Raw genomic sequence first — 21,268 nt, forward strand, 5'->3', positions numbered from 1 at the left:
CCAGCCATGTCCAACAAGCCAGCCAACGACGCCAAGCCGCTGCAGCACACCGCCGGCCTCACCGACACCGCCACGCTGCGCGCCAACGCGCGCCAGAGCATTGAGGACGGCGCGATCACCAAGAGCTACAGCGCCGACCGCGAGGCGGTGATCAAACTGCTCAACGATGCGCTCGCCACCGAATACGTGTGCGTGCTGCGCTACTACCGCCACTACTTCATGGCCTCGGGCATGCTCGCCGACTCGATCAAGGCCGAGTTCCTGGAGCACGCGCAGCAGGAGCAGGAGCACGCGCACAAGCTGGCCGAACGCATCGTGCAGTTGGGCGGCGAGCCGGACCTCAATCCCGACACGCTGACCGCGCGTTCGCACGCCGAGTACAAGGAAGGCGAGGACCTGCGCGACATGGTCAAGGAAAACCTGATCGCCGAGCGCATCGCCATCGACAGCTATCGCGAGATGATCAACTTCATCGGCGACAAGGACACCACCACCAAGCGCATCCTGGAGCAGATCCTGGCCCAGGAAGAAGAGCATGCCGACGAGTTTTCCGACCTGCTGGAAGGATGGATCGGGAAGTAGTTCGCGCGATCGCCTGCATGGACATCCAGCGCCCGGCACCTGCCGGGCGCTTTTTTTTGCAACCGCGACGGGTTCGTCGGTAACGCCGTCGGGGTTGGAACAAGGGTCGGACGAGCCGAGCGCCCGCTTTTTGTAGGAGCGGCTTCAGCCGCGACAGGATCCATCCGCAAACCTGTCGCGGCTGAAGCCGCTTGTGTCTAACGCGGGTATATCGTTGAGGTGAGAGCGGAGTGCGGCAGGCCGCTAAGTCGCAGTGCCTCACGAGCACGAGTAGGAGTCAGGACCGCCGCACTCCGATTCTCCTGCCCCAAAAGCCCGAACAGTTGCCTGAGCCGCGAGCTCGAACCTACAAGCATGGGCATCGGCAGGAGATCTCTCGTCCCTGAGTCTACTGCGGAGAACGTCTATGTCCATACAGCGCTTTGTCGGGATCGATGTTTCCAAGGCCGAACTGGCCATGCATGTCTTGCCGGACGGGCTGGCCTGGACCCAAGCCAATACGCCCGAGGGGCACGCCTGCCTGGTCCAATGCCTGGCCCAGATGGGATGCGAGCGGATCGTGCTGGAAGCCAGCGGCGGCTACGAACAGGCCGTGCTGCAGGCGCTGTCGCAGGCCGGTCTGCCCGTGGTCCGGCTCCCCGCCCATCGCCCCCGGGCGCTGGCGCAGGCGTTGGGCCTCAAGGCCAAGACCGATGCGCTGGATGCGCGCTTGCTGGCCATGGCGGCCCAGTGCATCCACGCCCAGCCCACCGCGGTGCTCCCTGCACCGCTACAGGCGCTGCGCGAACTGCTTCACCTGCGCAGCACCCTGGTCGCCCAGCGCGATGCGCAGCGCCGGTGCCTGGAGCACGTGACCTGCAAGGCGGTGCGCGACCAGTGGCTACAGGTGATCGCGCTGCTGCAGCAGCGTATCCGTGAGGTGTCCCGACAGATCGCACGGGCGGGAGCGACCTGCTCTGATCTGCCCAAACTGCCCGGGCTTGGCCCGATCCTGCGCGCCACCCTGGCCGCGCGGCTTCCCGAACTGGGCACCGTGCCTGCGCGCAAGATCGTCGCCCTGGTCGGGCTAGCGCCGTTCAATCGCGACAGCGGCCGCTGGCGCGGCCAACGTCGCATCCAGGGCGGACGCGCCGACGTGCGGCGGGTGCTGTACATGGCCACCTGGGCCTCGATCCGCACCGGCTCCCCGCTGGCACACACCTACGCCCGCCTGACCGCCGCAGGCAAACCCGCCAAGGTCGCCATCGTGGCGTGCATGCACAAGTACCTGCGCTGGCTCAACGCCATCGCGCGTGATCGAGCACCGTACGCTCCTCCTGCCATTGCTGCTGCATGACAGTTGACTCCTACAAGGGCCATGCCGCTTCGCGCGTTTTTCTTCGTTCGCAAAAAGTCCGCGACACCATGTCGGCGCCCGCTCGCAGCCCTCGCCTTTCGCAGGCAGTGCAGCACCATTGTGGGAGCGACTTCAGGGCACCTCGAACAACCCGTCATTTCACTGAAGTGAGCTGCAAAGGCGCTGCCGTTACGGCTGTTCGAGGAAGCCAACGTGCTTCGCAGGGGTCCTGGATGTAGGAAGAGCGGCCGGATTGGCCGCCTCACCCGCTCACGCGGGCGCCATGGCCCGCTGCTGCAGCCGCGCCAGCCGCATCAGGTTGTGACTGGCGACCTTCAACCCGATCACCACCGTGGCCCGTGCCAACCCGATGGTGCGCAGGCATTTACCGCCCTGCTGCGCCAGCCGCGCGAACGGGTGTTCGCCGAACACCCGGTCCTTGGCAAGCCGCCGGTTGCGACGTTGTTCGGCCGCGCTTAGTGGCTTGCGCGCCTGGCCCTGGTGCTGAATGGCCGCCCGATAGCCGCGTTGCGTCAGATCGGCCTCCCGCGATGCGTCGGCATAGCCACTGTCGGCCCACACCGTGCGTCCGCGATTGCTGGGGTCCAGCACCTCCTCGAAGTGTCGGCTGTCATGCACGTTGGCTGCGCTCACCGCATGGCGGCGGATGAAGCCCCAACGCCGATCGGTGCTGGCGTGCAGCTTGTAGCCGTAATGCGCCTTGCCGTGCTTGCGGGTCCAGCGGGCTTGCACATCCTTCTGCGCGCGCTTAGCGTCGCTCCAGTCTTGGCCTACCTCGCCACCCTGCTTGATCTGTGCGTTCTCCTCGCGCGTGTTGCGTTGGATCGGGGCGCTGACGATGCTCGCATCGATGATCTGACCGCCACGCGCGATGAATCCCGCCCGCTGCAATTGCACGCCGACCGCTGCGCTGATGTCGCCCATCACATCCTGCGCCTTGAGCCGCTCGCGCCACACCCAGATCGTCTTGGCGTCAGGCACCTTGCCGCTGTGTTCCAGCCCAAGGAACTGCTGGAAACTGCGCCGATCCAGCACCTGGTACTCCAGCGCATCGTCAGAGAGGTTGTATAGCTGCTGCAACAGCAGCAGTTTGACCATCACCACCGTCGGCCAGGCCGGACGGCCCCCGCGCGTGCCGGTGCCCAAGGACAGCTTCGCATCGACGGCTTGGGCAATCGTTGCGAAATCGATATGACGCGAAAGCAGGGTCAGCGGGTCGCCTATCTGCTGGCGCTTGGCTTCGCGTTCGTGTCCGGCAAACAGGCTGATCATCGCGGGGCCTCGGCTCTCTCTTCTGACCATATGATGCCAAAGAAGGAGGTTTTTAGAGGTGCCCTTCAGTCGCGACGGGCCTTACCGGTAAAGCCCGTCGCGGCTGAAGCCGCTCCTGCAACGTTCCATCGACTGTAAGCAGCACAGTCGAATGTTCCACATCGCGCGTCGCGCAATGCACGCGCAACTACACTCAATGCAACACCCGGAACCGCACCTGCGTCCACGCGCCATTGCTGGCCAGCGCAGTCAGGGTATGGTCGCCGGCATCGGCGAAATCGCGCTGGAAGTTGCGTGCGCCCTCGGTGCGCGCGATCCAGCGCCCATCCAGCAGCCAGTCCACCGGCGCCGTGGTGCCTAGCGCCCGCACCTGCAGGCGCACGCTGAGGCTGCCCGGTGCGCGCGCCAGTGTGGCGCGGTCGTTGAGGCCTTCGATGCGCAGCACGTCGTTGCCGCCGCGGCCGTCGTCGCGGCAGTCCGGTGCCAAGGCCGGCAGTTGTCCGGCCTGGCGTTCGCTGGCGTGCAGCCATGGGGTCAGCAGCGCCGGCCAGCGCGCGAGTTCGCGTTGCACGGCCTGGTGTGGCCGCGCGCAATCGGGCGACAGGCGCAGGCCGCTGCGCGCATCCACCTGCACCGTGTCGCGGCCGGCGCTCCACAACCGCGCGTCGCGCTCGGCGAAGGTCGGCGGCACCGCGCCATCCAGCGCGTAGGCGGAGAAGCGCCGCTGGCACAGCGCGGGCGGGGTCTGTTCGGCGGCGATGCCCAGCGGCCAGCACACGTCCAGCTGCTGCACGTTGCCCGGCATCGGCCGCGGCGCATTGTCGCCGCGCGCGCGCGGCAGGCTGTCGATGGTCTCGAACATCAGCGGCAGCGCGGTCACCGCGCCGTACTGGCCGGGCAGCGGCGTGCCGTCCGGGCGCCCGACCCAGACCCCGACCGTGTAGCGGCGGGTGCTGCCGATCGCCCAGGCGTCGCGGTAGCCATAGCTGGTGCCGGTCTTCCACGCCACCCGCGGGCGCGTGCCGACGTCGAAGGTGCCGATGCCGTAGCCGGGGCGCGGGTTGGCCTCAAGGATCTCGCGCACGATCCACGCCGCACCCGGCGACATCAGCCGCCGGTCGATGACCTTGTCGGTGGCGGTGTAGCGCACGTGCCCGGCGATGCCGTCGCGATTGAGCGCCGCGAAGGCGCCGACCAGTTCTTCCAGCTGCGCGCCGGTGCCGCCGAGGATCAAGGCCAGGTTCGGGGTGCTGCCGCGCGGGAACTTCAGGCCGATGCCGGCATTGTTCAGGCGCGCGGCGAAGCGCGCCGGGCCGACCCGCTCGAGCAGGTCCACCGCCGGCACGTTCAACGACAGGCGCAAGGCGCTGGCGGCGCCGACCGGACCGTTGAAGGCCTCGTCGAAATTGCCCGGGCGGTAGTCGCCGAAACTCTGCGGCGCGTCCACCAGCAGGCTTTCGGAATGGATCAGGCCGTCGTCCAGGGCCATGCCGTACAGGAACGGCTTGAGCGTGGAACCGGGCGAGCGCCAGGCCTGGACCATGTCCACGTCGCCGAGCCGCTTGCGGTCGCCGAACGTCACCGAGCCGATGTAGGCGCGCGCCTGCAGGTCGCGGTTGTCCACCACCAGCAACGCCGCGGAGGTGCGCTCGGGCAGCTGCGAGAAATACGCGCTGACCCGGTCCTCCAGGGTGCGCTGCAGGTCCGCATCGATGGTGGAGACGATGTGTGCGGCGCGCGGCGATTGCCGGCGCAGGCGCTCGGCCAGCAACGCGGCGTGCATCGGCGACTGCAGCGAGCGCGCCACCACCGGCTCGATGCGCGCATCGTCGACCTGCTCGCGCGACCACACGTGCAGTTCGACCATGCGTTCGAGCACCTTGTCGCGCGCGGCGCGCGCGGCTTCCGGGTGCCGGTCCGGGCGCAGCCGGCTCGGCGCCTGCGGCAGCACCGCCAGCAGCGCCGCCTCGGCCTGCGACAGGCGCGCCGCCGGCTTGCCCAGGTAGGCCCAGCTCGCCGCGTCCACGCCTTCGATGGTGCCGCCGTAGGGCGCGCGCTCCAGGTACAGCTGCAGGATCTGGCGCTTGCTCAGGTGCACTTCCAGCTGCAGCGCGCGCAGCAACTGCTGCAGCTTGCCCAGCGGGCTGCGCGTGCTGACGTCGTCCGGCATCAGGATCCGCGCCACCTGCATGGTCAGGGTGGAACCGCCGGAGACGATGCGGCGCGAGAAGACCCACTGCTTGCCGGCGCGCAGCAACGCCCACGGGTTGACGCCGGGGTGATGCCAGAACCAGCGGTCTTCGTAGTTCAGCAGCGCCTGCAGGTACAGCGGCGACACGCTCTGCGGCGTGGCCGGGTAGCGCCACACGCCGTTGCCGTCGGCGAAGGCGCGTAACGGGGTGCCATCGGCGGCCACCACCAGGGTGGAGGTGTCGCGCGATTTCGGCAGCGGCAGCGGGAACGCCAGGTCCAGCAGCAACAGCGTGGCCAGCAGCGCCGCGGTGCCCCAGCGCAGCACGCGCCACTGCGTGCGGCTCCAAGGCAGCTTCGGCAGCAGGCGCGTCCAGCGCCGGGTGCGCCACGCGCGGGGCGTAGCGGCGGAGACGTCCTGTGGCATGCGGGCTCCCGGTGGAAGCGGCTATTTTGCCCGTTGTGGCGGCGCCGGCGCATCCGCGCGATGCAATTGCACCGCCTGCACCAGGAACGGCGCGCACAGCGCCTGGGCCGCATCGTGCTCCACCACGAGATGGTCGATCGCCGCCACCGCGGCCACCAGATGCGGCGCATGCGCGCCGAGTTTGTCCACGGTGACCACCACCGCGGTCTCGCCGCTGGCCTCGATCATCGCGCGCTTGAACAGCGCCTCCTCGCCGTCCACGCCCCACAACCCGCGCTCGGCATCGATCGCGCAGGCGCCGGGAAAGCACAGGTCGGCGCGGACCTGGCGCAGTTGCTGCAGCGCCTGCGCGCCGACGGCGGCGCCGATGCGCGGATCGATCCGGCCGCCGATCAGCAGGATCTCGAAACCTTCGCGCGGCATCAGCAGTTGGGCGATGTCCGGCGCATTGGTGACCACGGTCAGGCGCTGCCGCGGCGGCAACGCGGCGGCGATGGCGCTGTTGGTGGAGCCGGCATCGATCAGCAGCACCTGCCCGGGGCGCACCAGCGCGGCGGCCGCCTGCGCCAGCGCGCGCTTGCGCTCGGCATGTTCCTCGTGCCGCTGCGGCAGCGGCGCGAAGCCGGGCGTGGGCGGCAGCGCACCGCCGTAGACGCGGCGGCACAGGCCCTGCGCGGCGAGATCGCGCAGGTCGCGGCGGATCGAATCCTCCGACACCGCGAACGCCGCGGCCAGTTCCGCGGCCACCACCCGGCCGTGCTCGCGCAGGCGCTGCAGGATCGCCTGTTGGCGTTCCTGCGGCAGTGCGTCGGCGGCGGCACTCATGCGTCCGGCCCGGCGCCGCTTAGCGGCAGGCCCAGCGCGCGCAGCTCGGCACGCAGCGTGGCCGCGTCGCGAAAGTGCAGCGCGTGCAGGCCCTGCGCGGCGGCGGCGTGGACATTGCGCGGCGCGTCGTCGATGAACACCGCGCGCGCCGGATCGATGGCGTAGCGCGACAGCAGCAGCGCGAAGATCGCCGGATCCGGCTTCACCAGGCGCTCCTGCCCGGACACCAGGATCCCGGCGAAACGCTGCAGGAACGCATAGCGCTGCAGCGCGACCGGGAACGTCTCGTGCGACCAGTTGGTCAGCGCGTACAGGCGCACGCCCTGTGCGTGCAGTTCTTCCAGGATCTGCACGCTGGCGTCGAGCGGGCCGCCGAGCGTCTCTTCCCAGCGCAGGTGATAGGCGGCGATCCGCTCGGCCTGCGCCGGATGCAACGCGCTCAATTCGGCGACCGCCTCGCGCCACGGCCGGCCGGCGTCCTGGCGCTCGTTCCACTGCGGCGAGCACACCTCGGCGAGGAAGCGCTCCATCTCGGCTTCGTCGTCGAACAGTTGCCGGTACAGATGGCGCGGGTTCCAGTCGATCAGCACGCCGCCGAGGTCGAAGATCACGGTGTCCGGTGCGTGCGCGGGAATGGAGGGCATGGCGTGGTACTCCTTGGTCGGATCAGTGCCGCAGCAGCCGCGACCCCATCGCCACCAGCAGCAACAGCCCGGCCACCGCCAGCAACGCGGCGGGCAGGCTGCTGGCGTGGGCGAGGAAGCCGATCAGCGCCGGGCCGGCGAGCAGGCCGGTATAGCCGAGCGTGGTCAGCGCGGCAATTGCCACCGCCGGCGAGGTGCCGGGCAGGCGCCCGGCCGCGCCGAACAGGATCGGCACCAGATTCGACACGCCCAGGCCGACCAGCGCATAACCGAGCAGGCCGCTGGCGACACCCGGCAGCTGTGTGGCCAGCAGCAGGCCGCAGGCGGCCAGCGAGGCGCCGGCCGCCAGCATCGCCGGCTGGCCGATGCGCGCGACCACCCGATCGCCGCCGAAGCGGCCGGCCGCCATCGCCACCGAGAACAGCGCGTAGCCGACGCCGGCATAGCGCGTGTCCACGCCATGCAACTCGCGCAGCAGCACCGCGCTCCAGTCGAGCATCGCGCCTTCGGCCAGCAGGCAGATGAAACACAGCGCCGCCAGCACCAGCACCACGCCGCGCGGCAGGCGCAGCGGGACGCGCTGTGCCGGGTCGCCGGCGGCGACGCGCAGCAGGCCGGAGCGCTGCCACAGCAGCAACGCCAGCAACAGCGCCGACACCGCGAGCGTGGCCGCCAGCGGCGGTGCGCCGGCCGCGAGCAACGCGCTCATCGCCGCCGCGCCGCTCAGCCCGCCGACGCTGAACACGCCATGGAAACTCGACATCACCGGGCGCCCGGCGCGTTTTTCGGTCTCCACGCCGTGCGCGTTCATCGCCACGTCCAGCGCGCCGAGCGCGGCGCCGAAGTACAGCAGCGCGGCGACCACGCTCGGCAGGTTCGGCGCCAGCGCCACCAGCGGCAGGCCCAGGCACAGCGCCAGCCCGGAAGCGACCATGACCACGCGGCTGCCGACGCGGTGGCTGAGTACGCCGGCCAGCGGCATCGCCAGGATCGAGCCGCCGCCGAAGGCGAGCAGCACCAGACCCAAGGCGGCATCGTCCAGCGCGAAGCGCGCTTTGACGTACGGCACCATCGGCGCCCACGCGGCCATCGCGATGCCGGACAGCAGGAACACCCAGCGGGTGGCGCGGATCGCAGGCCTGGCGGCGTTGGGGAAGGTGGGCGTAACGCCATCCACTGTGGCGAGAGGTGGGTCGGTAGGCATGCGGCGACTGTACTGAAACACGCAAAAACGTGCAATAAGACGCAAAATGCTGCATCGACAGGTGGCGGTGGAACGCCGTGGCGTAGCTACGAATTCGGAGACGATCCGCGATGCGCACTACTGCTGCCCGGCGCCCGACCATCGTGCAAGAAGAGGCTTCAACCCTGCTTCAACGGCAAGGCGTCGAGCCCAAAGCATCCCGCCACGCCTGCGCCGCGCTTACGGAATCACGCATCATGCGCACGCGCCTGCATAGCATCGCCCTGCCGGCCGTGCAGGTGCTGCATGCGGCATCGCCACTTGCGCTCCGGACGACAGGGCCGCACGGCCGGCGTCACTCCCCGCGGCCGTCCGCCGCCAGCGGCAGGCGCAGCGTGGCCACGCTGCCGGCGGCATCCGCACGCGCCTCGAGGCTCAGACTGCCGCCCTGCGCCTCCAGGATCTGCCGCGACAGCACCAGGCCGATGCCCGACCCGCCGGGCTTGGTGGTGAAGAACGGCACGAACAGGTTGTCGCTGGGCGGTAGCCCGGCGCCGCCATCGAGGATTTCGATCAACGCGCTGGCGCCGTCGCTGCGCGCGCGCAGCACCACCGGCGCGCTGCCGCCGGACTCCAGCGCGTTGCGCAGCAGATTGATCAGCACTTGCTCGAGTTGGTCGGCGTCGGCGCGCAGCCGCAGCTGCGGCTCGATTTCGACCAGCACCCGCGCATCGTCGAGCAGCCGCTGCACGCGCACACATAGCGGTGCCAGTTCCACGGTTGCAAGCACCGGCACTGGCAACCTGGCCAGGCGCGCGTAGCCGCCGAGGAAACGCTGCAGCGCCGCGCTGCGCTGTTCGATCACGCTCAGGCCGTTGCGCAGGTCCTCGTGCAGCTCGGCATCGAGCGTGTCCGGCGCGGCCGCGAGCAAGCGTCCGAGCGTATCGGCGATCGAGCCGATCGGCGCCAGCGAGTTGTTGATCTCGTGGCCGAGTACGCGCAACAGGCGGCGGAAGGCTTGCGCCTCCTCCTCGCGCAATGCGCGCTCCATCGGCTGCACCAACAGCAACTGTCCGGCCTGGCTGCGGCTGCGCAACGCGGCATGGCCGATCTGCCAGCGCCCTTGCTGGCCGGCGAAAGCATGCGCGTGGATGCTGCCCGAGGGCAAGGCGAACAATTCGGCCAGGCCCAGCGCCTGCGCGGACTGCCCGATCAGGTGCTCGGCGGCGGCGCCGAGCAGGCGTTCGCCGGCCGGGTTGACCAGGCGCAGGCGCTGGTCCTGTTCGAACGCGAACACCGCCCCGTCCAGCGCCGCCAGGGTCTTGCTAAGCAGTTGCAGGCTCTCGTGCGAATCGCGCTGCTCGTCCTGCAGCCGCTGCGCCAGCGCGTTGAACCGCTGCAGCAGGCCATCGCTGTCGCGATCGCGTGCGTCCTGCGCCACGCGCACGCTGTAATCGCCCTCGCGCAGCGCCTCGAGCAGGCCGCCCAGCGTGCGCAGACGCTGGCCGGCATCGCGCTGCTGCCAGCGCCACAGCGCCGCGGTCAGCGCCAGCACGCACAGCAGCAGCACGGCCGCCTCGGGCGGCCGCGGCGTGCCGACCGCGAGCACCAGGATCAACGCCAGCATGGCCGGCGCCGCCAGCCACAGCGGTCGCCGCCGTTGCCGCTCAGCCGCCGTCATCGCTGCGCAGGCCGTGCTTGCCCAGGCGCCGGTACAGGCTCTGCCGGGTGATGCCGAGCTGGTCGGCGGCGCGCTGCAGATTGCCCTGCTGCTGCGCCAATGCCTGGCGCAGCAGCAGCGCCTCGGCTTCTTCGAGGGTCAGCTGGGTGGACAAGGCCGGCGCGGCGGACGCCGCCGGCTGCAGGCGCAGGTCGTCGCTGCCCAGCGTCGCGCCATCGGCCAGCAGCGCGGCGCGTTCCATCGCGTGCGCCAGTTCGCGCACGTTGCCGGGCCAGGCGTAGCCGAGCAAGGCGCGCTCGGCGTCGCGCGCCAGCGCCGGCAACGGCCGCCGGTAGCGCGTGCAGGCGGCGGCCAGGTAGTGCCGCGCCAGCGGCAGGATGTCGGCCGCGCGCTCGCGCAGCGGCGGCACCCGCAGCTGGAAGGTGTTGAGCCGGTACAGCAGGTCCTGGCGGAAATTCCCCGCCGCCACTTCCGCATCCAGGTCGGCATTGGTCGCGGCGACGATGCGCACGTCCACGCGCTGCGTGCGCGAGGACCCGAGCCGCTCGAATTCGCCATCCTCGATCGCGCGCAGCAGCTTGGGCTGCTGCTGCAGCGGCAGGTTGCCGATCTCGTCCAGGAACAGGGTGCCGCCGTCGGCCAGTTCGAAGCGGCCGGCGCGGTCCTGCCGCGCGTCGGTGTAGGCGCCGCGCACATGGCCGAACAGTTCGGCCTCGAACAGGGTCGGCGCCAATCCGCCGATGTTGACCTTGACGAAGGCCTGCGCGCGGCGTGGCGACCACTGGTGCAGCAGCTGCGCGAGCAGGCTCTTGCCGGTGCCGTTCTCGCCCAGCAGCAACACGTTGGCGCCGCTGCCGGCGATGCGCAGCAGGTCCTCGACCAGGCGCTGCATCGGCGCCGAGTCGGCGACGAAGCCGGCCGCGCCGTCCTGCAGCAGCAAGGCCTGCGCCTCGCCGAGCCGCTGCGCGTTGCGGCGGCTGCGGTCCAGCGCGATGCGGCTGTCCAGCACCGCGAGCACGCGCGCGTTCTGCCACGGCTTTTCGATGAAATCCACGGCGCCGTCGCGCATCGCCGCCACCGCCAGCTCGATGCTGGCCCAGGCGGTCATCGCGATCACCGGCAAGCCCGGCCACTGCGCGGCGATCTGCGCGATCAGCGCCAATCCTTCCGCGCCGGAGGTGGTGTCGCGGGCGTAGTTCATGTCCACCAGCACCGCGGCGAACTCATCGCCGCGCAGGCAGGCCAGCGCCAGCTCCGGCGACTCGGTGCCGACCATGCCGTAGCCGGCGCTCTTGAGCAGCATGCGCAAGGCCTCGCGCACATCCGCCTGGTCGTCGACCACCAGGATGCGCGGCGACGCCGCGGTCAGCGGTTTCATCGCCGAGACCTCATTCCGTTGACACCCAGTTTTCCAGGCGCAGGCCGACAACGCGCTCGAACTCGCGCACGTTGTTGGTGACCAGCACCGCATCCAGGGCCAGGGCATGCGCCGCGATCAACTGGTCCAGCGCACCGATCGGGGTGCCCTTGCGCTCCAGTCCGCTGCGCAGCGCGCCGTAGCGGCGCATGGCCGCTTCGTCGAACGGCAGGATGTCCAGCGGCGCCAGGAACTTGTCCAGCGCCTGCCGATTGCGTGGCGAGCCGCTCTTGTCCACGCCATAGGCCAATTCGGCGCCGGTGATGCTGGAAATGGCGACCTGCCCGATGCGCAACGCGGCAAAGCGGTCGAGCACACCGGGCGGACGCCGATTGATGATGTAGATGCAGATGTTGGTGTCGAGCAGATAGAGCGGCTGACTCATACGGGCCACTCCCCGCGCACCTGCTGTTCGGGCTGCTCGCGCTGCAATTGGAAGCCGGGCTCGAACTCCTCCAGCGCCTCGCGCAGCAACTGCCAGGGGGCATCCAGGGGCAACAGCAGTACGCCGTTGCCGAAACGCCGGGCGATCACCTCCTCCCCTTCGAAGCGCAAAGCCTTGGGCAGGCGGACGGCCTGACTGCGCCCGGACTGGAACAGTTTCGCGGTCGTGGTCATGGCGATACTCCAATGGCAATGGATTGATATATACCGATGATATATACCACCTCGACAGTGTCAATGCCGCCCCTCGCCGTCCCGCCTGCCAAGGTTTCATTCGGCGCGCAACGCCTGCATCGGCGGCACCCGCGCCGCACGCTGCGCCGGCGCCAGCGCCGCGAGCAGGCCGGCCGCGGCGAGCACCAGCAGCACCGCGCCGATCGCCAGCGGATCGGCCACCCGCACCTCGAACAGGAAGCGCTGCAGCAGCCGCGACAACGCCATCGCCACGCCCAGGCCCAGCAGCAGCCCGATCCCGATCTGCAGGCCGGCCTCGCGCAGCACCTGCCGCCGCAGCCGCGCCGGCGGCGCGCCGAGCGCGGCGCGCACGCCGAATTCGTGCTGGCGCGCGGCCACCGCCACCGCCATCACCGCGTACAGGCCGACCGCGGCCAGCAGCAGCGCCAGCGCCGCGAACAGGCCGACCAGCAGCAGGTTGAGCTTCTGCTCGCCGGTGGTGCTGGCGACCAACGCCTGCATCGGCTGCAGGTCGGCGATCGGCTGCTGCGGCGCCACTTCGTCGATCGCCGCACGCAGCGCGCGCTCGTCGGCGCCCAGCGCACCGGCATGCAGGCGCACCGCATAGGTCAACGCGCCGAAGCTGCGCATGATCTGCCACATCGGCTCGCTCATCTGCGCCAGCGGCTGGTACACCATGGGCTCCGGCGGCTGGGCCGGGCCGGCGTGGCGCACGTCGCCGACCACGCCGACCACGCGCATCGGCAAGCGGTTGTTGCCGCCGTCGTCGGGCACGGTGACGATCTTGCCGAGCGCATGGCCGTGCAGATAACGCTCGGCGAACGTGGCACTGACCACGCAGATCTTCTCGGCACCGGCCACGTCGCCCTCGGCGATGCCGCGCCCGGCCAGCAACGGGATGCGAAACACCTGCAGGAATTGCGGCGTGGCCAGGCGGTACTGGCTGTTGACGGACGGCATGCCGTCCACCTCCACGCTCCAGCTCAACTGCGTGGTGGCCGGCGGATTGGTCGACACACCGACGCGTTCGATGCCGGGCACCTGCTGCAGCCGCGCGACGATGCGTCGGGTCTGCTCCACCGCATCGTGCACCGTGGCGTAGCGCTCCTTCACCGGCGCCAGGGTGAACACCACCGCGGAGCGGCTTTCGAACCCCATCGGCACTTCCGCCAGCTTCTGCAGCGTGCGCGTGAACAGCGCCGCGCCGATCAGCAGCATCACGGCGATGGCCACCTGCGCGATCACCAGCGTGCGGCCGAGGCGGCCGGCCTGCAGGCTCCAGCCGCCACGTCCGCCGCCGGCCAGTTCCGTCACCAGGTTGCGGCGGCGGCCGCGGACGATGCCCAGCGCGGCGGCCAATACCGCGGTAGCGCCGCCGGCGAGCAGCGCGAACAGCGCGCTGGCGCCGGTCAGGTGCGCGGCCTCGCCGCGCATCCACAGCAACGGCACCCAACCGCCGAGCAGGCGCAGGCCGAGCCAGGCCAGGGCCAGTCCGGCCAGACTGCCGAGTGCGCCGATCAGCACGCCTTCGGCCAGCGCCGGCAGGCTAAGCCGCAACCATGGCGCACCGAGCGCGGCGCGCACCGCGCTGTCGTGACTACGGCCGAGCGCGCGCAGCAGCATCAGGCTGGTCAGATTGATCGCCGCGATCAGCAGCACGCAGGCCGCCGCAGCGAAGAACAGCCACAGCGTGTTGCCGCTGTAGGAGGTGTACAGGCTGTCCTGCAACAGCAAGGCGTTCGGCGGCTCCCGTTGCAAGCTCCGCCACCACGATTCGTCCATGTGCGGGCTGTTGCGCAGCAAGCCCTTGATCACCACCGCGGTCTGCGCGGACGCGGCGGCCACGCCAACGCCCGGCCGCAACCGCGCCACCACGATCTCGTTGGTGGACAGGTTGGTCGCCGCCAGGTCCGGCTGCATGTTGCGGATCAGGTCGAACGGCTCGGCCCAGGGAAAGTCCGCGGGCAGCACGCCGACGATCTGCACCGGCTTGCCCTCGACCTGCAAGGTACGCCCAACCGCTGCCGGATCGCCGCCGAAATAACGCTGCCAGAAGCGATGCGCAAGGATCACCGCCTGCGGCCCGCCGGGCCGGCTTTCCTCGGCCGTGAAGTTGCGCCCTGCCGCCATCGGCATGCCCAGCGTGCGCAGAAATCCCTCGTCGGCGCTGATCGCAGCGACCACCTCGCTGGCATCGCCGCGGGCGATGTTGGTCGGCACCGGAAACCCACGCACGATACCGACGGCCTGCATGCTCGGCATGCGCCGCAATATCGGGTAATAGCCGGGCGCGGCGACGTTGTGGCCGCCAGAGGGCAGGCCCAGGGTGACCAACTGCTGCGACTGCGGGAACGGCAGCGGCTTCAGCAAGGCCTGGTCGAGCAGCGCGAACACCGCGGTGGTGGTAGCCACGCCCAGCGCCAGGGTCAGCACCGCCAGCAGCAGGTAGCCGGGCTTGCGCGCCAGCGCGCGCCAGGACTGCCGCGCTTCGGCCAGGTAAAGGGCGGCGCTCATCGCGCCTGCTCCGCGGCGCGCGCCGGCAGCGCCACGTCCTGCTCGTGGCGCAGGCGCTCGAAGGTGTCTTCGTCGACGATGCGCCCGTCGAGCATGTGCACGATGCGCTGCGCGCGCCGCGCGAACGCCGCATCGTGGGTGACCATGCACAAGGTGGTGCCGTTGTCGTGCAGCTGTTCCAGCAGCTGCATCACCGCTTCGCCGTTGCGCGTGTCGAGATTGCCGGTGGGTTCGTCGGCGAGCAGGATCGACGGGTTGCCGGCCAGCGCGCGCGCCACCGCCACGCGCTGCTGCTGGCCGCCGGACAGCTGCCCCGGATAGTGCTTGTGGCGATGGTGCATGCCGACCAGTTCCAGCACTTCGCGCACGCGCTGGCGGATCCGGCCGCGCTCGGCGCCGTCGCGATAGGTCAGCGGCAGCGCCACGTTCTCTTCCACGGTGAGGTCGGCGATCAGGTTGAAGGCCTGGAAGATGAAGCCGATCTCGGCGTTGCGGATGCGCGCGCGGCCGACCGCGTCCAGCTCGGCGACGCTGCGGCCGTTGAGCCGGTACGTGCCGCCGCTGGGCGCATCGAGCAGGCCGAGGATCGACAGCAGGGTCGACTTGCCGCAGCCGGACGGGCCGGTGATGGCGACGAAATCGCCGCGCGCCACGTCCAGCGCGATCTCGGCCAGGGCGTGGGTCTCCACTTCGTCGGTATGGAACACCTTGCCCAGCCCGTGCAGGCGGATCAGCGGTTCGGCGGAAGCTGCGGGAAATGCGGTCATTCTGGTTCTCCTGGAGCGCTAGCGTAAGCGCAGGGTGGCGTAGGCGTTCCACTGGCTGGTGTCGGACAGCACGACTTGCTCGCCGGCATGCAGCCCGGCACGCACTTCGATGCGATCGCTGGAGGCGGCGCCGAAGCGCACGCGGATGCGTTGCGCGCGCGCGCCGCCGTCGCGCAGCACGAACAGGCTGCCGGCGGTGTTCGGCGCGGCCAGGGCCGGGCGCGGAATGCTGACCACGTCGCGCAGGGTGCCGAGCACGATGCGTCCGTCCACCGACAGGTCCGGGCGCACGCCCGATGGCAGCGGCGGCGCCAGGCGCACGTCGACCACCACGCTGCCGCTGCGCACTGCCGGATCGATCCGCGCCACCTGTCCGCTGACCACGCCGTTGTGCGTGTCCACCGCGACCGGCTGCTCGTCGATCACGTCCTTGGCCAGCACCTCGGCCACCTGCAGCCGCGCCAGCAGGTCGTCCGGGCGCGCGACCCGCGCCAGCTTGGCGCCGGCCTCGACGCGCTGGCCGGGCTCCACGTCCACCTGCTGCAGGATGCCGTCGCTGCCGGCACGCACCTGCAGCGAGGCGGCCTGTTGCGCGGCGATGGCCAGGGCGCTGGCGGCCTGCGCGCGCCGCGCCTGGGCGGCGCGCAACTGCGCGGCCATGTTCTGCCGGAATGCGGCCACGCGTTTGGTTTCGATGCCGGCGCGGCCGCGCTGCTGCGCCTCGACGATCTGGCTCTGGGTCAGGTCGATCGCCGAAATCGCGCCGCCGTCGTGGCCGCGCCTGTAGGCCTGCGCCTTGATCTGCGCGATCTGCAGATCGGACGCGGCCTGCGCCTGCAGCGCCTGCTGGTCCAGTAGTTGCGAAGCCAGCGCCGCGTGCAGCGCGGCCAGGTCGGCATCGGCGCCGGCCAGTGCGGCGCGGGCGCGGTCCAGGCCGGCATCCAGCTCGGGGTTGGCCAATTGCAGGATCAGCGTATCGGCCTGCACCCGCGCGCCGGCATCGACCAGCTGTTGCTGCACGGTAGCGGTGGCGCCGGCGGTGATCCAGCGGATCTGCCGCGGCACCAGCACGCCGTTGGCGCGGATCTCGCGGCGCATCTCGCCGCGCGTGGCCGCGTCGATCCACAGCTCGCTGCGGCTGACCTGCGGCGCGGCGCGGCCCGCACCCAACAGCACCACGCCGAGCAACAGCACGGCCGCCACGGCCAACGCCAGCCAGCGGCGCCGGTGGCGCCAGATCGAACGGTTCGGAGACTTCGCGATATCCATGGCCATTGCAGAGCAGGCCGCATGCCAATCGGCGAAGCGCTATAACTCTTTGAAACGATTGCCTATCGTCCGCGTCGGGCGCGACCGCTGCGTCCGCAAGCGGACGATCGGCGACCGATTACGGACAGTTGCGCGGCGAACCGCGCGCGCTCAGCGATTTTTTTCGAGCGACGCGCGGTAGCGCAGCAGGGCTTCGGGCTCGTCGGTCTGGAACGCGCCGATCCCGGCACGGTACAGCCGTCCCCATACCGCATCCGGATCGCGCACTGCGTCGGCGTCGCCGCCGTAGCCGGCGACGAACCCTTCCCACAGCGTGTTGACCAGCAGCCGCACGTGCTGCTGCCTGGTCAACGCGGCCAGCGGCGGCAACTGCTCGGCGCGCATCCGCGGCAGTTCGATCGCCACCGGGCGCACCTTGCCGCCGATCTGGGTGCGCACGGTCTGCAGCAGGTCGTCGGTGCCCGGCGGATTGAGCAGCACCGGGGTGAAGTTGACCTGGTCGAACGGCGGCAGCGACGACAGCGGCTGGCTGTACACGCCGACCTCGGTCTTGAGCAGCACCTGCCGCTGCATGCCCGCGCGGCGCACCGCGTCCGCCACCTCCGCATAGATCGGTGCCTTGACGTCGAGATTGAGCATGATCCGGCCCTTGGCCGCGGCCAGCATCTGCTCCAGGGTCACCGGATGCTGGTCGGTGAGCGGCGCCTGCGCGCCGCCTTCGTCGTCGCGCAGGCGCAGCCGCGACAGCTGCGCCCAGGTCATCTCGGCGACCTTGCCGCTGCCGTCGGTGGTGCGTTCGACGGTGGCGTCGTGGAACATCACCAGGGTGCCGTCGGCGGCGCGGCGGATGTCGGTTTCCAGCATGTCCACGCCCATCGCCACGCAGCGCTCCAGGCCGGACAGCGAGTTCTCCGGCGCATGGCCGGGGAAGCCGTGCGCGGGCGCAGGATTGTGGCAACCGCGATGGGCGACGACGAAGATGCCGCCGGCGGGATCGGCCAGGCGCGCCTGGCTGGCGACGCTGCCGGAGGGAGCGGCGGCGACGGGGCCGGTCAGCGCGCTGCCCAGCAGCAGGAGCGGCAACAGAGTGGATTTCATGGCGATGGGCGTCCGAAGGAATGAAAGGTTTTAAAGAGAAGGCGTGAAGCGGATGCCGAACCAGTAGGTGGTCGGCACCGAGTAGGTGTCCTTCAACAGGTTCTCGCCCGGCCCGGTCACGCTGGTGATGCGGCTGTGGGTGACGTTGCTGACCTGGCCGACCACGCTGACCTGCTTGTTGACCGCATAGGTCGCCGACAGATCCAGCTGCGAGCGCGGCGACCAGTACAGATCCTGCCAGTCGATGTTGCTGACGATGGCGCGCAGCGCCTTGCCCTGGCGGTTGTAGGCCGCGCGCAGTTCCAGCCCGCCGATGGTGTAGAACAGCGAGGCGTTGGCGGTGTAGCCGGGCTGGCCGACCAGGCGATCGACGCTACGCTGGCGCTGGCTCACGTTCGGCGCGCTGCCGACGCTGTACGGCACGTCCATGCCGCCGTCGAGCAAGGCCAGATTCGCGCTGCCGCCGAGCCCGGACAACGCTGGCACACCCGGCAGCAAGGTGTTGAGCACCGCGCTCAGTTCCAGGCCGCGGATATGCGCCTTGGACGCATTGGCCGGTGTACTGATCAGCACGTTCGAATAGGTGGTGCCGTTGTAGCTGAACTGGTCAGTGCGCGACAGGGTGAAGATCTCGTCCTGGATGCGCTTGTTGAACACCGCCGCAGCCAGCATGCCGTCGAAGTCGTCGGGCAGGCGCCATTCCAGCGACAGGTCCAGGTTGGTCGACACGCGCGGCTTGATGTCCGGATTGCCCACGGTCACGGTCACGCCCTGGGCGTTGGGATTGCCGGCGTCGGTGCTGTTGACGAAGCCGATCGAGGTGCGCGCGGCATAGGCGTCGTACGGCGGGCGGCCGAGCGTGCGGCTGGCGCCGGCGCGCAGGTCGAGGCGGTCGCTGAGGTGGTAGGTCATGATCGCCGACGGCAACAGGTTGGCGTAGTGCGAATCGGTCGGCGCATCGACGTAGACGTACTTGCCGCTGGCCGTATCCAGCTGGCGCTGGCGGCCGACGGTAGACTGGTCTGTGTCGTCGTAGTGCAGGCCGGCCTCCACGTTGAACGCCTCGGCGCGGTAGCTGACCAGGCCGTAGGCACCGAAGATCTTTTCGCTGTGGCTGAAGTTGTCCTGGTTGCTGAAGGCCGACTGGTCGGTGCTGTTGAACGCGCTCAGCGGCGTGGACTGCAGCACGCGCCGGGCCTTGTTCGGATCGATGGTGATCAGGTTCAGACCCAGGTAGCGCAGCGGCGCGTTGGACGGCGCCAGCACGTCGGCGATGTTCAGTGCCGGCGCGCTGCGGTTGGGCTCGTAGTCGTCGCGGTAGATGTCGAACGACGGTTTGTCGGTGGTGTACGACAGGCCTGCGCCGAAGCCCAGGCCGCGGTCCTGCTCGCCTTGGTTGAAGGCGTAGTCCAGGCGCCCGGTGAGGATGCGGTCGCGCGCGCTGCGCTTGTAGTCCGGGCGCCAGTACAACAGGCTGTAGTTGTCGTAGTTGGAGTACGCCTGCGGCGCCACCGGGAAGCGCTGGTTCAGCGCCGAGGTGTCGTAGGTGAAGGCGTAGTCGGCGCTGGGCACGACGGTGACGCCGGGGCCGGTCTGGCCGACCGCAACCGCCGCCGGTCGCGACGCGCCGGTGACGTACTTGAACATCTGGATCGGCTCGTCGTAGGTCGCATCCGACCACGAGCCGCGCGCGGAAAACATCTGCCGGTCGTCCGGCCGCCATTCCATGCCGGCCTGGCCGAGCTTGGTGCGGGTGGTGGTGACCTGGTTGGAATAGCCGACCTCGATGTCGCCGGCCGGATAGCTGCCGGAAGTCGCGGTCTGGTTGGCGACGCGGTTGCGGTTGCGCGGATCGATGATCAGCTCGTTGCGCTGCATGTCGTCCTTGAAATAGTAGTAGCCCGCGGTGACGTAGGCCTGCAGGTCGGCGCTGGGGTGCGCTTCGAACTTGCCGGTCAGGCCGTAGCGGTCGCGCTTGTCCATCACGTACCAGTATTTGTCCTGCTGCGGCACCGCCCAGCCGTTGCCGAGGTTGCTGCCGCTCTGCAGCACGCCGTTGCCGTCGTAGAACCCGTAGTGCACCGTGTCGGTGGTCATGTGGGTTTCGGTGTAGCTGCTCAGCGTCTGGTAGTTGCCGGACAGGGTCAGGCCGTACTGCCGGTCGCTGCCGAAGGTGGTGCTGCCGGTGGCGCCGAGGCGGTAGCCGGGGTCGTCTTGGTCGCGCGGCTTGCCGACGTCGTTGGCGTGGCCCAGCGAGGCTTCGCTGGTGAAGAACGGCTTGCCGCCGTTCTCGAACGCGCTGCGCGTGCGCAGGTTGATCGCACCGCCCGTGGCGTTGGGATCGAGATCGGGAGTGAAGGTCTTGACCACCTGCAGTTCGCTGACCATCGATGCCGGCAGGATGTCCAGGCGCACGCCGCGGGTGATCGAGCCGAGCGTGCCGTTCGGCGTACCCGGCGAGGCCACGGTCAGGCCGTCGATGGTGACGTTGTTGTAGGACGGGCCGAGGCCGCGCAGCACCGGCGTGGCGGCCTCGTCGCGCGGATGTTCGTTGTCGGTCGCCGGCAGCACCGACAGGCCGGGGATGCGGCGCAGCGCCTCGACGATGGTGGTGTCCGGCAGCGCGCGCACGTCGGTGGAACTGACCACGTCGGTGATGTTGGTCGCCGCGCGCTTGCTCTCCATCGCCGCGGCATTGGCCTTGCGCACGCCGGTGACGACCACGCTGTCCAGGGTCTTGGCGGTGCCGGCAGCCGGCGGCGATGCGGCGGCGGTATCGGTGCTGTCGGTGTCCGCGGCGGCAGGCGGCAACGGCGGCGCCGCCTGCTGCGCGAGGGCGGCCTGGCAACTGGCGGCAAGCAGGCACACCAGCAACGTGCGCTGGTGGCGGTGGTGCGATCGCGTCATCTCGTATCCCCTGGAAAATGTCGAAATTAATTACTAACTTCAAAGTAGTTAATTTTATCCAGAGGGTGATGACAGGCCCATGTCATGGCGTTGGCAGTTGCAGGAGCGGTCGGGTTCGCGCTGAACAGCCGCACTGCGAGCGGTGGTCGGCGAGCGCATGCCGGAATGGCGGGTGGGAAGCCATCTCGATTGCAGGACGCTGCGCCACTGGGTGTGCTGCGGCATCGCGCCGGCGGCCCCAAAACGACGATAGGGCCACAAGGGCCCTATCGCGTTGTTATTCATTGTGTGTGGCCTGGTCCGCCAGAGCCTCAAGCCACTCAACCAAAGCCGACACCCTCTCCCATCAGGACCATGACCCTTTTCGGGGGAAGGGGGCCCGCGAGCCGGATGAGGCTGCGTGCGCAGCCTCGAGCGCCCAAATCCACGAGACGCTTCGCGCCGCACCCTCACCCCAACCCCTCTCCCGGCGGGAGAGGGGCTTTAGGCGCCTCTG

At 69.9% G+C, this 21,268-nt stretch carries 16 protein-coding genes; 2 read left to right on the forward strand and 14 right to left on the reverse strand.

Annotated features, from left to right (window positions below; genetic code table 11):
- Positions 1–6 precede the first annotated feature (6 nt).
- Together HEP74_RS15285 and HEP74_RS15290 are read left to right on the forward strand one after the other, a co-directional pair.
- Positions 7–582, forward strand: a complete 576-nt coding sequence (locus HEP74_RS15285; protein ID WP_185813609.1) for a ferritin-like domain-containing protein — start codon at positions 7–9, stop codon at positions 580–582.
- Positions 583–988: 406 nt separating this feature from the next.
- A complete protein-coding gene (locus HEP74_RS15290; RefSeq protein ID WP_185813610.1) occupies positions 989–1,918 on the forward strand; it encodes an IS110 family transposase in 930 nt (309 codons plus the stop codon).
- A gap of 270 nt (positions 1,919–2,188) precedes the next feature.
- Here the strand turns inward: HEP74_RS15290 and HEP74_RS15295 are convergent, their stop codons facing one another.
- The 14 genes from HEP74_RS15295 to HEP74_RS15360 all read right to left on the reverse strand — a co-directional run bounded on the left by HEP74_RS15295 (position 2,189) and on the right by HEP74_RS15360 (position 20,772).
- Entirely contained in the window at positions 2,189–3,211 is a 1,023-nt protein-coding gene (locus HEP74_RS15295; RefSeq protein ID WP_185813611.1) for an IS5 family transposase, read from the reverse strand.
- Positions 3,212–3,404: 193 nt separating this feature from the next.
- Complete coding sequence (gene pbpC / locus HEP74_RS15300; protein WP_185813612.1) at positions 3,405–5,828, reverse strand: penicillin-binding protein 1C; 2,424 nt, start codon at positions 5,826–5,828, stop codon at positions 3,405–3,407.
- 21 nt (positions 5,829–5,849) lie between these two features.
- Positions 5,850–6,653, reverse strand: coding sequence for a DeoR/GlpR family DNA-binding transcription regulator (locus HEP74_RS15305; RefSeq protein ID WP_185813613.1), 804 nt, complete (start codon positions 6,651–6,653; stop codon positions 5,850–5,852).
- Positions 6,650–7,297, reverse strand: coding sequence for an HAD family hydrolase (locus HEP74_RS15310; RefSeq protein ID WP_185813614.1), 648 nt, complete (start codon positions 7,295–7,297; stop codon positions 6,650–6,652). Before HEP74_RS15310 ends, HEP74_RS15305 begins: the two co-directional genes overlap by 4 nt.
- 22 nt (positions 7,298–7,319) lie before the next feature.
- Positions 7,320–8,501, reverse strand: coding sequence for an MFS transporter (locus tag HEP74_RS15315; protein ID WP_185813615.1), 1,182 nt, complete (start codon positions 8,499–8,501; stop codon positions 7,320–7,322).
- Positions 8,502–8,835: 334 nt separating this feature from the next.
- Positions 8,836–9,342: a sensor histidine kinase gene (locus HEP74_RS21775; protein WP_221893197.1), complete on the reverse strand. Its 507-nt coding sequence runs from the start codon at positions 9,340–9,342 to the stop codon at positions 8,836–8,838.
- 805 nt (positions 9,343–10,147) lie between these two features.
- On the reverse strand, positions 10,148–11,539 hold the full coding sequence (locus HEP74_RS15325) for a sigma-54-dependent transcriptional regulator (RefSeq protein WP_185813617.1): 1,392 nt from the start codon (positions 11,537–11,539) through the stop codon (positions 10,148–10,150).
- 10 nt (positions 11,540–11,549) lie between these two features.
- Positions 11,550–11,963: a type II toxin-antitoxin system tRNA(fMet)-specific endonuclease VapC gene (gene vapC / locus HEP74_RS15330; protein WP_185813618.1), complete on the reverse strand. Its 414-nt coding sequence runs from the start codon at positions 11,961–11,963 to the stop codon at positions 11,550–11,552.
- The gene (locus HEP74_RS15335) at positions 11,960–12,196 is read right to left on the reverse strand and encodes an antitoxin (protein WP_185813619.1); all 237 of its coding nucleotides are present in this window, start codon (positions 12,194–12,196) and stop codon (positions 11,960–11,962) included. Before HEP74_RS15335 ends, vapC begins: the two co-directional genes overlap by 4 nt.
- A 96-nt stretch (positions 12,197–12,292) precedes the next feature.
- On the reverse strand, positions 12,293–14,731 hold the full coding sequence (locus tag HEP74_RS15340) for an ADOP family duplicated permease (protein ID WP_185813620.1): 2,439 nt from the start codon (positions 14,729–14,731) through the stop codon (positions 12,293–12,295).
- On the reverse strand, positions 14,728–15,498 hold the full coding sequence (locus HEP74_RS15345) for an ABC transporter ATP-binding protein (protein ID WP_185813621.1): 771 nt from the start codon (positions 15,496–15,498) through the stop codon (positions 14,728–14,730). Before HEP74_RS15345 ends, HEP74_RS15340 begins: the two co-directional genes overlap by 4 nt.
- Before the next feature lie 18 nt (positions 15,499–15,516).
- A complete protein-coding gene (locus tag HEP74_RS15350; protein ID WP_185813622.1) occupies positions 15,517–16,767 on the reverse strand; it encodes an efflux RND transporter periplasmic adaptor subunit in 1,251 nt (416 codons plus the stop codon).
- A 150-nt stretch (positions 16,768–16,917) separates the two neighbouring features.
- Positions 16,918–17,865, reverse strand: coding sequence for a glycerophosphodiester phosphodiesterase family protein (locus HEP74_RS15355; protein ID WP_185813623.1), 948 nt, complete (start codon positions 17,863–17,865; stop codon positions 16,918–16,920).
- Positions 17,866–17,895: 30 nt separating this feature from the next.
- Positions 17,896–20,772, reverse strand: coding sequence for a TonB-dependent receptor (locus HEP74_RS15360; RefSeq protein ID WP_185813624.1), 2,877 nt, complete (start codon positions 20,770–20,772; stop codon positions 17,896–17,898).
- Between the last annotated feature and the right edge of the window lie 496 nt (positions 20,773–21,268).

It is taken from the genome of Xanthomonas sp. SS (assembly GCF_014236835.1).
Classification (GTDB): Bacteria; Pseudomonadota; Gammaproteobacteria; order Xanthomonadales; family Xanthomonadaceae; genus Xanthomonas_A.